This is a genomic window from Photobacterium proteolyticum (assembly GCF_001939735.1).
GTDB classification, from domain to species: domain Bacteria; phylum Pseudomonadota; class Gammaproteobacteria; order Enterobacterales; family Vibrionaceae; genus Photobacterium; species Photobacterium proteolyticum.
This window is the reverse complement of record NZ_MJIL01000092.1, coordinates 149,391-161,728: the sequence shown is the minus strand read 5'-3', so window position 1 is coordinate 161,728 and position 12,338 is coordinate 149,391. Positions and strand designations below refer to the sequence as shown.

The window sequence follows — 12,338 nt, the reverse complement described above, 5'->3', positions numbered from 1 at the left end:
AAACGAGTAGAGATAGATACCTTACTTAATTCTCTGATTTTTACTTATTCCTTGTTCAATCATCAATGACAGCTGTAACAACAAGTATGGTTTAATATCCCTACGCCAATCTATCTGAGAGTAGTGGGCTTTGCTTCTTTCAGGTAAATAAGGCTTGATTTCAGCCATTACTTTTTCAACAGCTAGCCTATCGGGTTGGTGAAGGCCGCTGGCAGTGAAGTCTGCAGCTAACTGATTAGCCATATTGGTATCGTATTGTTCCAGAGCTTTAATCATTGCCCAAGCACGAGTATTATCTTCGAATTTAAACATTAAGTAAAAACTATATAGTGTTGGCAAATCTCCTTTAGGGAGCACATTTTTTAAGGTGAACTTGTAGTAATCGTCGAGCCTCCCTTGATAAAGGTAACTCATTCCAAAATGTTTCTCGCTCGCCAAGATCTCTGGTATAACCTGCTCCGTTATTTTTTTATTAATATTATAGCCATTTTTACCATTCACACTACTGATGAGTCGCATTAAAGGGGAAGGTTCATGGTCCAAATCTATCCAGTAAAAACCTGCAAGATTTCGATTTGGCTCATAAGGCAAGGAAGTTAGCATAAACGCCAACATTTCCTTGGCTAACGGAACGTTAAAGTATGCCAACAGTGCAATGTGATTAGCCGCCTTATCCCATTCCTTCAGTTTCTTTAACCTAGCCTGCATATTGCCGGTAAAGTTGGCATCTAACGAAACTAGTTGCTCCTTAAAGTCACGTATCCGACTGACTTCATCCATAAGCCGAATCTGCTCATATAATTCTTTGTCAAAAACGCTGCTACAAAGTAATGGCCTACTAAATGTTTCCAGATCTTTTTCGAAACCTGATGTATATTGCTTTCCCTCAAAGCTTTGAGTACACCAAGCCACATCTTTCGCTTCTAAAAGCCAGATTTTGTAAAGCATTTTTAGCCATCCGTATTGATCACCAAAACGCTTAACCAAACGTTGCGCATTTTTCAGTCTATTGGTAGCCTTAATGGCATCAGTATCCGAACCAGAAAGAGACAGCGGCGTCCATAGGTAGTACACCAAAGCAGTACGAAGTGCGCGAATATCGCCCTTTTCGGCTAGCTCCAATATCTCACTGACATAGCGTTGTTTTATCTCATCAGATAGCTGCAATGCATCAAGGTCTTTATCACGGCTAAAGTGTGGTGTTTCTTGCACTGTATTCGCTTGTACAATTTTTCCTTTAGCTGCAATAGAACCCAATCGAGCGTTTTTAACCAATTCTTTATAACCTTCACCCAACGCCCATTTCGCATCCAAATTGCCTAACTTAGCAAAGTGCTTATTAATCCTATCAAATCGATCTTCACTTAATTCCACACCCTGACATCCCCCACTAGCAATGTAGTGATAGTAATAATAATTAGAGGGTTTAGTTGTCTTAAGTGACACCATGTCATTAATAAACTGCTCATCGCATGCTTTGTTCACGGGGAGTATCAATTGGCCTAATGCGGGTAAACTATAAAGCATTTGGATGACTACAATATAAGCTATTGTTATTTTCTTCATTATCTATTTCTTGTTAGAGTGGTATTTCACCAAAATATAATTAAACCAAGCTGAACATTGCCAAAACCTGAAAATCTGGAGAATGTAAAGTTATAAACGGGAAGGAGAAAAATCTCAAGTTCGATGAGCTAACAGAATAAAATGTAAACTTACCAAAAAAAAAGAAAACAAACACATTAACTAAAGTTATCATGGTAAACAAAATTAATCTCTACAGATTGAATATCAAACAATATTTACCCTACAGAATACGGAGGTAAAAAGCCAAAACACAAGTCATTGACAATATACAAACCACCAAAAACTAAAAAACCTTGGAAATAGTTGGGATATTATCCTGCTTTATTTATTTTTTTTAGCAACTAATACAAGCATCATTAGATGCTAATGTAAACACACAAAACTGTAAGTACTACCCACATAGCCTTACCATGCCACTTATCGATACTTTACTCGGAGTGTCGACCAGATAGCTTAAGAAGTGCAGAAACGATATATACTCTATTTATATACCATTCATTTTTATATTCTAGTATGTAATGAGCCTATTTAACTTAGATAAAATCACCTACACGTTAATCAGCGATATGCCTTGCAACATTTTCAGACATCTCACCGCGGATTGACTCACACCTGACAGCTGGAAGAAACCATGACTCACAACAAAATATGATACGTCGTAAAGCAGCCCCCATGAATATGTCTTTTCTCTACTTTACTCGCCAGGCGACGCAAGCTTTCATATTGTGGCCTACTGTCCAGCAAGTTAAGCACGACTTCTTTATGGCCCATCTTTTTGGCTGTTTCCAATAACTGTCTGAATACAGGAATACCCATGCCCCAACAGCTTTTCTGCAATACAATAGCAATTTCATAAACAGAGTCATCGGGTTGGATCCCACACCAGCCTGCTAATGAACCTTCGACTTCGATTGCACGAACATAACACCCCTCCAATGCATCAAGCGCCAGCTTGCTATTTACCCATTCTTGAGCAGTTTGAGTGTCATACAACGCATGTTTGATTAAATGCGCCCTAATGTCGTTTTCGTTTAGAAAGGCAACTAATCTGTCGAGGTTTATACTCTTTAAGTCTACAAACTTCATTTCACCTCTTTAGAGCTTCTATAAAGAACTTACTTTCGAACACAAATGTATCGTACCTGATATTCTTTGAGGCCATGTTTTGCATGTTTGACGCTGTCTTTAAATTGCCCCTCTTGAAGAATACAGTACCGTTGAAAGCTATCCCTTAAATCACCCGCTGTAAAAAAGTGAATATATTTTCCAGCTTTCACTTCAAAGGTGCCAGGTTCTACTTCAACCCCACTTCCAAAATAATCATCGTTTTCCGATAGGACCGTAAAAAACATAAGGCCGTTTGGCTTTACAAGATCTGCACATTTGGCAATAAATCGACGACGTTCTTCTTCAAGAAACAGATGAAGGACATCGAAGCAAAAAACGGCATCAAATTCTTCAGCGGGCAACGGGGCGTCAAAAAGAGAGCAATTAAGCAGCGTCATCGCCGGATCATAGCCCTCTGCTAATTGGCAGGCAGAAGAAGATATTTCAATACCCGTTATATCAAACCCGTCAGAGGTAAGTGCTTTACTGTTTCTTCCATAGCCTGCACCGGGAATTAAAACACTCTGCGCGTTATTGTCTTTAAAAAGAGATATCGCAATATCCGTCGCCACGCTGGGCTGACTCCCCCAGACACAGCCATTGTCCTCAAATTGCTCATCCCAATATGCTTGTTGGTCCAAACTTACCTCCTTGTAAACCAGTGTTTGTGATAAATACACATAAAGCAACGTTGAGTGGCATCATATAGAATGGTTTAACACACTATCTTTCACAGAACGTAAACGTGGCAAATTGTTTCATAAAACAATGCTTACCATCTGTAATAGATGCCACATTTACCAATATATGAAACGATACTAATAAGACCAATAAGCAATAGTTTAGGCATAGTACTGTTCTACCAATACATACAAAAAGGGCCGTGCTCAAGCACAGCCCCGGTTTAGCTATTGCGCTTATCTCTTTATTGCTTGGCTTGCACGACCAAGACAATACCTTCGACAGCAACCACCTCAACTAAGGTACCGGCTTCAAGTGGCTTATCGGTTTTTGCCAACCAAGAGGTATCACCCAGGCGGATGCGCCCCTGTGATACTGGAAGCGGCTGCTCCAAAATACATGTCTGGCCGATCATCTGTTCCGTACGTTGATTTAGCGTTCTACCCTGATCGTCAACACGATCCTTTCGGTGCTGATAGCGCCACCAAAGCCAGGTAGAGAACAATGAGAACACGGCAAATGTGAGCCATTGCAATGACCAGCTCATCGGTATCATCGACATTATCGCGCCTACCAGCAACGCAGATAAGCCCAGCCACAGCAGATACCCGGCTGTGCCCAGTAGCTCCAGCAGCAATAGCACTAAACCAAATGCTATCCAGTGCCAGAAGTTCACTTGCTCCAAAAGCGCTATCATGCTTTTGTTCCTTTGCTTGTCGACTCAGCTTGCTTTGACGGAGATAGCTTAGATTGGGATTGATTAGACTGATTAAGTAGTTCAGCAATACCCGCTACTGATCCCATCAAGCCTGTTGCTTCTAGTGGTAACATTATAATTTTACCATTTTCTGCCTGGCCAATAGACTTAAGTGCATCGGTATAGCCTTGGGCAATAAAGTAGTTCACGGCCTGCAAATCACCCTGAGCAATCGCATCCGACACCATAGCCGTTGCACGCGCTTCCGCTTCTGCTGCACGTTCACGTGCCTCGGCCTGAAGAATTGCGGCCTGCTTGTCACCTTCGGCACGAAGGATTTCTGATTGCTTGTGACCTTCGGCGCGCAGGATCTCGGCCTGACGGACACCTTCCGCTTCTAATACTTCGGCACGCTTGTTACGCTCGGCTTTCATCTGCGCGTTCATAGCCGCAGTCAAATCAGCAGGTGGCTGCACATCTCGAATTTCGATACGGGTAACTTTTACACCCCATGGGTTAGTCGCCTGATCGACAATCGTCAGCAGCTGACTGTTGATCCTGTCACGCTGCGATAGCATTTCATCCAGCTCCATCGAGCCCAGAACAGTACGAATGTTGGTAAGAGTGAGGTTTCGAATCGCATGCTCGAGATCATTGACCTCATAGGCTGCTTTTGCCGCATCAACAACCTGAACGAAACAGACCGCATCAATGGTGACGTTCGCATTATCACGCGAAATCACTTCCTGAGCAGGAATATCAAGCACCCTTTCCATCATGTTGATCTTATTACCAATTTTATCAACAAAAGGAACAATCAGATTTAACCCCGGACGCAATGTTTTGGTATAACGACCAAAACGCTCAACAGTCCACTCATTCCCCTGTGCAACGGTCTTCACCCCGGAGGCAATGAACACAATCGCGACAATAATGAAAATCCCTACAGTAACTAACGTATCATATGGCATGGCCGGCATGTCTGGCATGACTCACTCCTTTACAAACAATGTTCAGTTACTGGTAGGATATCTTAAGTCATTGATAGTTCATATAGATATTGATCAATCTTAATTTTCGGTCAAACGAAAACATCCGCCAAAAGGCGGATGTTGATTATCGCGAGTTGGAGGTTTGATATGTTTTAGGTACGGAACTGCCCCACCAGCTCTTCAAGTTGTGCACACTGAGTCGTGAGCATCTCAAAACCCTGCTCGGTCGTTTTGACCTTGCCGACCATATCATGACTCATCGAAGCAATTTCCTGCACGTTACGGTTAATGCTATCGCTGACTTGGCTTTGCTGCGTAGCTGCCGCTGCTATCTGCAGGTTCATTTCATTAATCACGCTAATCGATTGGCTGATAGCATCAATAGAATCATTGGCTGTGTTGGCCTGCTGTACCGTATAGGTACTACTTTCACGACTCGATTCCATTGCCTGTACAGCCGCCCTTGCCCCTTGCTGAAGACGCTCAATCATCACCTGAATTTCGCCAGTACTGTCCTGGGTCTTGCTGGCAAGCGTACGAACCTCATCAGCAACAACCGCGAAGCCTCTGCCCTGCTCACCAGCACGTGCGGCCTCGATAGCGGCATTCAACGCTAGCAAGTTGGTCTGATCCGCAATGCCTCTGATCACATCAAGAATAGAAGCGATGTTACCCACATCACGCTCAAGATGGCTAATAACGACACTTGATGACTCAATTTCTTCTGCCAGTTTGTGAATAGAGACAACCGTATCACTCAACATGTCGCGTGCAGTCTGAGACTCGGAACTCGCACTCTGTGTCGCCTGAGCGGCTTCGTTGGCGTGCTCTGTTACGGTGTCACTGGTCGCGCTCATTTCATTGACCGCCGTTGCAGCCTGTGTGCTTTCTCCCTGCTGACGGGAGGCATTTGACACCACGCCCAGAGTTTCTTGCTGTATACGGCCCGTTTCTGACTGGACTGCCTGCAAGGTCAGCGCGACTTCGATGATCATGATATGGATTCTGGACACAAACTCATTAAAAGAGTTGGCCAGCATACCAATTTCATCCTTGCTGTCTTCCTGAATGCGTTGGGTTAAATCACCATGCCCGACCGCAATATCGTTCATCGCCAGTGATAAACGCTTCAACGGCGCACTGACCAAACGTGATACCAACCAGGCGATTAGAGCTGAGAAGATAATGGTGACGGTGATTCCACCCTCAATGATTAAAGAAATCAGTTCAGATTTAGCAACGAGCTGCTGCTTTAAATCCAGCTGTGCCAACTGAATTTCATCACGTATCGCCAGCAGCGAAGTCCGAAGTGTATTGAAGTCCTCTTCAATCTGTATTCTGTGCTCCTGATAGTACATTCCCGCCAAATCAGGCTGCTCTATCATGGTTTGATAATACTGTAACCACTTGGCATAACTTGCGTTCAGTTTTTGCAACGTCTGTTCGCTTTCTGCACCAAGAAAGCCGTTATCAATCAGCGCTTGCGGAGATTGAAAGCGCAACAATGCCTTCGCACTGTTATCGTTAAACTCCTCGGTATGATATTGCAACTGCGCCGGATCGCGCTGCGACAAAATCATCCCTTGGCCAGCAGTAATCACCTGATAGATATCGCGATAGCCATCCTCTAACTGCTCAAGTACTGGCTGCATTTCATCTGTAAGAATTTTACTCGCGTCAGCCTGATCCTTTAGGACCAGTACAATCGTCGCAAACAGACCACTGAACAAAGTAACGACAAGCATTATCGGAGTAATGAACTTCCAACGAAAAGAGAGATTTCTGAACCACAACATTGTTATTCCTGACTTGTTCTAAGCTGTTGAGATGTATGGTAACCATACCGATTATGGGTATATGCCACTACCTATTGATATGCAAAACTATGCGCACGTTTATAAAATAGGACACACTCCACTTCTTTTACTCAGGCAATAAAGATTTGGGTAAAAATTGACCCAATCCCCCCAAAAGAGTCAAAAAAGACATTAAACAGTGAAATACAGGGAACTCTAGTAATTCAAGCCAGTAAGCATGCAAAAAAGCAAGATTTTGCTTTTCTCGCCAGTAACCAAGCGCACAACATGACCGTAACCCAACAGGCACATAGCCATAAAATTGGCAAATAAACAGTCAAAAACACGACATAAGCAGTCTTAGGTAGCAAAAATCTATTAATATATTGATACGTCCTATCATATTATGTTTTCATTAGCCTGATTTATAACAAGGTACCTCTAAATAAGTACCGTACATTTCAGGTTTATTTAAAATGTCAGCTCGCAACATCTTTTCAAATCCAAGCGAAATAACATTTCCGGAAGGTGAACAACTCGTCTCGACGACCAACCTCAAAGGTGTGATCACCTACTGCAACCCATCTTTCTGCCGAGTAGCCGGCTATAGTGAACAAGAGCTCATCGGTCAAAACCACAATATTATTCGCCACCCGGATATGCCTAAAGCCGCTTTTGCCGATTTATGGTCATGCCTGCGGGACGGCAAGGCCTGGCGCGGTATTGTCAAAAACCAAGCAAAAAGTGGCAACTTTTACTGGGTAGATGCCTACGTCACACCAATTTATGAGAATGGCCAGGTAACAGGCTATCAATCAGTCCGCGTTAAACCTAAATCTCAATGGGTTAAGGTTGCCACTACAGCCTATAAGCAATTATTGAAAGCGGAGCAGCGTGGGCGTAAAGCCGCCTTTTCTCTTCCTGATTCGTTTAAGTACTGTGCGCTGGCTGCATCATGTGTCTTGCCCGCTACCGCCAACCTGTTCAATGACGGTATCAGCGTGCAAAATGCCCTCATGTTCACACCATTAGCTGTTATCGGCCTATTGTTCCGTCAGGAAATCTTCGATACCCCGATACGCCTAAAAGAACTTCAAAAGCGATACGACAGCATCAGCCGACTCATTTTCTCTGGCAGCGATAAGTTTTCCGTTGCCGACTACCGTATAAAAATGGCCTCAGCACGTATTCGTACTGTACTAGGAAGAATGACGGATTCCGCGGCTCCGTTACATGATCTTGCCGATCAGCTCAGCGAATCGGCCAGCCGGGTGAACCAGGCGATCTCAACCCAGAACACCAACATTCATCGTGTTGCCAACGCAATGAATGACATTGCCGACTCTGCGCGCTCGGTTGCATCTCATGCCAGTGACAGCAACACCCTGTTGGATGAGACGCGCATTCACTGCGATCAAACCCGTGAACAGCTTGATTCGACCCAAAGCAGCCTGCAGACGTTATCAGCCCAGGCTGAACAGGCAACGGCTGCAACCCACCAGCTCGGCAGCGAAGCCAATAAGGTCAGCACTGTCATGTCAGAAATCAGCGGTATTGCTGATCAGACCAACCTGCTTGCGCTTAACGCCGCCATCGAGGCCGCCCGTGCCGGCGAACATGGCCGTGGTTTTGCGGTAGTTGCTGACGAGGTACGTGCTCTGTCATCCCGGACCCAAACGGCTACCGAGCAAATCCAGAACAGCATCGAGCAAATGATGGCAACCATCAATGACTGGCAGACCGTTATTGAAAACAATCGGGACAAAACCAACGAATGTGTCGATATCGCCGCCAAAGGCGCACAATGCCTTGAGCTGGTCGAACAGAATATGCAGGAAATCAACCAACTGATTGGTCAGGTTTCCTCATCAGCTTCGGAGCAAGAGCAGTTGTCAGAGCAAACTAGCCAGCATATTCATGTGATCGCCGATGCCTCACAGCAAAACCTTGATGAAGTCGAACAGGTAGAGCAAGGCAGCGCGACCCTGAAGAATAAAGTAAATGACTTCCACCTTCTGGCAGCACGCTTCGAGGAAAAATAACAGCGACGGCTGCCTTAACACAGTTTAATGCGTTAAGGCAGCAACACTTTTCAGCTTCCTACGATCCCCACCGATTATTTTGCGTTTTTACCGACCTTAGGTACTGTCCAGCGCCCAGGTACGTTATTATCACCCTTCATTTGTGCTAAGAGTTCTCTTTACCTATGTACCAGCAAACACTGAAAAACTACTTTGGCTTTGATCACCTTCGTCCGGGACAGGAAGAGGTCATCACGCAGATCTTAAGCGGCGAGTCGGCCTGTGCGATATTCCCGACAGGTTCCGGAAAGTCATTGTGTTATCAGTTGCCTGCTGTCCAATTGCCACACCTGACATTGGTTATTTCGCCTCTGCTGGCACTGATGAAAGATCAGCTCGACTTCCTGTATAGCAAGAATATTCCAGCCGCTTCAATCGATTCGAGCCAAAGCTGGGACGAGAGCCAGCAGGTTATGCAGGGGGTAAGAAACGGTGAAATAAAGGTTCTGATGATCTCTGTCGAGAGGCTAAACAACGAACGCTTCCGCCATTTTATCTCACAGGTCCCTATCTCACTGCTGGTTGTCGATGAGGCTCACTGTATCTCCGAGTGGGGACATAACTTCCGCCCGGACTACCTCAAGCTGCCCACCCATCGCCAGTGGCTGAATATTCCTCAGGTGTTGTTGCTGACAGCAACTGCGACCCCGGCAGTTATTGAAGATATGAGCCAGAAATTTGCTATCGACAGGCAAAATGTCGTGGTCACCGGTTTCTACCGCCACAACCTCGACTTGACCATCACCCCGACAGAAGAAGAAAACAAACAACAGGCACTGTTAAGCCAGCTGGAACAACAAGTCGGCCAGCCAACAATTGTCTATGTCACTTTACAAAAAACGGCTGAGCAATTAGCTAGCTGGCTAAATCAACAAGGGTACCAGGCCCAGGCCTACCATGCCGGGATGGACTCGGAACAACGGCAGCGAATCCAGCACGCCTTTATGGCTGGGCAACATAGCTGCATCATTGCCACCATAGCCTTTGGAATGGGCATCGATAAAGCCGATATCCGCCAGGTTATTCACTATGATTTACCCAAATCGATTGAAAACTACAGTCAGGAAATAGGCCGAGCAGGGCGCGACGGGCTCCCTTCAAACTGTACCCTGCTGGCTAATAAGTCGGGACTGAACGTCCTTGAAAACTTTGTCTATGGCGATACGCCCGATCAGGCAGCGATAGAAACGGTACTGAGCCAGATACAGGCCAGTCCGGGACAATGGGAAGTGATGTTAACTCGGCTATCAAAAGACAGTAACATTCGCCTGCTTCCGCTAAAAACCCTGCTGGTGTATCTGGAGATGCACCAGATCATTGAGCCGCAGTATACGTACTTTGCCGATTACCGTTTCAAAATGGTCAAAGATCAGCAATTTATCACCGACCAATTTCAGGGCGAACGTCGCCAATTCGTCAGCCATATTTTTGCCTGTTCACCCAAAGCCCGCACCTGGCACACCGTTGACTTTGATGCTCTATGGCAAAGCAGCCAAACTGAACGAAAGCGTGCAGTAGCGGCCATCGATTACTTCAGTGAAAAAGGCTGGATCGAGCTTGAAAGCAAGCAAATGACGGATGTCTATCGCGTCAAAAATCCTCACTTCGACATCCGGGAGCAAGCCGCGAGCCTCTACGAGCTTTTCCGGAAAAAAGAGGACAGCGAGATCGAGCGCATTACGCGTATGTTGGGCTTCTTCGAAAGCGATCAGTGCCTGAGTTCTACCCTTGCTGGCTATTTTGCCGATGACAATGCTCCGCAACAATGCGGACATTGCTCGGTATGCCGCGGACATGTAGCCAGCCTACCGGGAACCGTTGAATTATCAGATGTTTCTGAGAACGCATTAAAAGCATGGTGTGATCCCTTTATCTCGGCGTGCGCTTCACAACCATCATCTGCTGCCGTCACCCGCTTCTTGTGCGGAATGACATCACCACTGAATACTAAAGTAAAAGCCCGCCAGATGAGTGGGTTCGCCAAACTGGAAGCCTATCCCTTCCGGCAAACTCAGACCCTGGTCGCTAACATCTACCCACATTTAGTGTAAATTTGCCACTGAGAATCACTTGTTGCCAAGCCAGCAGACTTGGCAACAGAACAAAGAACCCTAACTTAACCGATCAGAATGTTCGTTATCGAGCAAAGACCAACATAGCGATTCAACTCCTCTTCCCACAACCTCGTCAAAAAAGTAAATGCACTGTTAATTAAGATGTCCACTCCAGCTATTATCTACTAATTTCATAACATAACCTCCCTATATAAGCTCCTTTGCCAATAGCCGTACCATGGCGACTTTGTAAACAGGAGTGTTGCTTTTTCCTTCGCAATCATTACACAAATGCTCAAATGAGCGATCACCTTCACACAAATAACTCGAAAACGAAAATTAATACGTTCGTTTGTGTACATTTGTTCGAGTTCTGACATATATTCCGTTGCACAGATGTTAAGGAGAAACATCTGAACAACAAACAAGGACGAATATACGTCAATGAAGAGGAACTCTCATGAGTAATCAAGATAGAAAAACACTTGCCGGAGAATGCATCGCTGAATTTATCGGCACCGGATTGCTGATATTTTTTGGTGTAGGATGTGTCGCCGCTCTTGTGCTGGCTGGAGCCAATTTCGGTCAATGGGAAATTAGTATCACCTGGGGCTTAGGTGTCACCATCGCTATCTATTGTACCGCTGGTGTATCTGGTGCCCACATCAACCCTGCTGTCACAATTGCGCTGGCCTTATTCCATGGCTTTGACAAGCGTAAAGTGGGACCTTATATCGCAGCTCAACTACTTGGCGCATTTAGCTCTGCGGCATTAGTTTACTTCCTGTACAGCAACCTGTTTACTGAATACGAAGCGACAAACCAAATTATTCGGGGCACAGAAGCAAGTCTGGCAACGGCCGGTATCTTCTCGACCTATCCACACTCTGCTTTGTCATTCGGTGGTGCCTTTGCTGTCGAGGTGGTCATCACAGCAGTACTCATGTTTGCCATTCTTGGTATTACTGACGATAAAAACGGCGCTCCTCGCGGTGCCATGGGACCTCTGCTAATCGGAGTACTAATTGCAGTCATCGGCGGCTCACTTGGCCCGCTAACCGGATTTGCCATGAACCCGGCCCGTGACTTCGGTCCTAAGTTCTTTGCTTTTCTTGCTGGCTGGGGTGACGTTGCCCTGACTGGTGGTAAAGACATCCCTTACTTCATTGTGCCTATCTTCGCCCCAATCATCGGCGCGTCGTTCGGTGCCTGGCTATACCCTAAAGCCATCGCCCTTTACCTGCCGGAAGCAGCTAATAGCGAAGCAGAAAAAACGCAATCTAACGCTGACATCAATACTGCAGAAATTGCTGACAAAGCCTAATCATAGACAAGGAGAACAC

Annotated in this window: 9 protein-coding genes; 3 read left to right on the top strand and 6 right to left on the bottom strand. The window is 45.5% G+C overall.

Annotated features, from left to right (window positions below; genetic code table 11):
* Positions 1-21: 21 nt before the first annotated feature.
* From BIT28_RS22640 to BIT28_RS22615, 6 genes are all read right to left on the bottom strand, one after another.
* Positions 22-1,566: a hypothetical protein gene (locus BIT28_RS22640; protein WP_075767209.1), complete on the bottom strand. Its 1,545-nt coding sequence runs from the start codon at positions 1,564-1,566 to the stop codon at positions 22-24.
* Positions 1,567-2,223: 657 nt separating this feature from the next.
* The gene (locus BIT28_RS22635; RefSeq protein WP_075767208.1) at positions 2,224-2,673 is read right to left on the bottom strand and encodes a GNAT family N-acetyltransferase; all 450 of its coding nucleotides are present in this window, start codon (positions 2,671-2,673) and stop codon (positions 2,224-2,226) included.
* Between the two features lie 29 nt (positions 2,674-2,702).
* Positions 2,703-3,335, bottom strand: a complete 633-nt coding sequence (locus tag BIT28_RS22630) for a class I SAM-dependent methyltransferase (RefSeq protein WP_075767207.1) — start codon at positions 3,333-3,335, stop codon at positions 2,703-2,705.
* A 284-nt stretch (positions 3,336-3,619) separates the two neighbouring features.
* A complete protein-coding gene (locus BIT28_RS22625; RefSeq protein WP_075767206.1) occupies positions 3,620-4,072 on the bottom strand; it encodes an NfeD family protein in 453 nt (150 codons plus the stop codon).
* Positions 4,069-5,043: an SPFH domain-containing protein gene (locus BIT28_RS22620; protein WP_075767279.1), complete on the bottom strand. Its 975-nt coding sequence runs from the start codon at positions 5,041-5,043 to the stop codon at positions 4,069-4,071. The genes BIT28_RS22625 and BIT28_RS22620 overlap by 4 nt, the downstream gene beginning before the upstream one ends.
* Before the next feature lie 173 nt (positions 5,044-5,216).
* On the bottom strand, positions 5,217-6,860 hold the full coding sequence (locus BIT28_RS22615) for a methyl-accepting chemotaxis protein (protein ID WP_075767205.1): 1,644 nt from the start codon (positions 6,858-6,860) through the stop codon (positions 5,217-5,219).
* Positions 6,861-7,336: 476 nt separating this feature from the next.
* On the opposite strand from BIT28_RS22615, the gene BIT28_RS22610 reads away from it, so the two are divergent.
* The 3 genes from BIT28_RS22610 to BIT28_RS22600 all read left to right on the top strand — a co-directional run bounded on the left by BIT28_RS22610 (position 7,337) and on the right by BIT28_RS22600 (position 12,319).
* Positions 7,337-8,902, top strand: a complete 1,566-nt coding sequence (locus tag BIT28_RS22610) for a methyl-accepting chemotaxis protein (protein ID WP_075767204.1) — start codon at positions 7,337-7,339, stop codon at positions 8,900-8,902.
* Between the two features lie 164 nt (positions 8,903-9,066).
* Positions 9,067-10,992, top strand: a complete 1,926-nt coding sequence (locus tag BIT28_RS22605) for a RecQ family ATP-dependent DNA helicase (protein ID WP_075767203.1) — start codon at positions 9,067-9,069, stop codon at positions 10,990-10,992.
* A 463-nt stretch (positions 10,993-11,455) separates the two neighbouring features.
* Entirely contained in the window at positions 11,456-12,319 is an 864-nt protein-coding gene (locus BIT28_RS22600) for an MIP/aquaporin family protein (protein ID WP_075767202.1), read from the top strand.
* Positions 12,320-12,338 lie beyond the last annotated feature (19 nt).

Excerpts from the sequence above, each read along its gene's own strand:
- BIT28_RS22600 (WP_075767202.1), top strand. The coding sequence starts at position 11,456 with ATGAGTAATCAAGATAGAAAAACACTTGCCGGAGAATGCATCGCTGAA.
- BIT28_RS22640 (WP_075767209.1), bottom strand. The coding sequence starts at position 1,566 with ATGAAGAAAATAACAATAGCTTATATTGTAGTCATCCAAATGCTTTAT.
- BIT28_RS22615 (WP_075767205.1), bottom strand. The coding sequence starts at position 6,860 with ATGTTGTGGTTCAGAAATCTCTCTTTTCGTTGGAAGTTCATTACTCCG.
- BIT28_RS22620 (WP_075767279.1), bottom strand. The coding sequence starts at position 5,043 with ATGCCATATGATACGTTAGTTACTGTAGGGATTTTCATTATTGTCGCG.
- BIT28_RS22625 (WP_075767206.1), bottom strand. The coding sequence starts at position 4,072 with ATGATAGCGCTTTTGGAGCAAGTGAACTTCTGGCACTGGATAGCATTT.
- BIT28_RS22610 (WP_075767204.1), top strand. The coding sequence starts at position 7,337 with ATGTCAGCTCGCAACATCTTTTCAAATCCAAGCGAAATAACATTTCCG.
- BIT28_RS22635 (WP_075767208.1), bottom strand. The coding sequence starts at position 2,673 with ATGAAGTTTGTAGACTTAAAGAGTATAAACCTCGACAGATTAGTTGCC.
- BIT28_RS22605 (WP_075767203.1), top strand. The coding sequence starts at position 9,067 with ATGTACCAGCAAACACTGAAAAACTACTTTGGCTTTGATCACCTTCGT.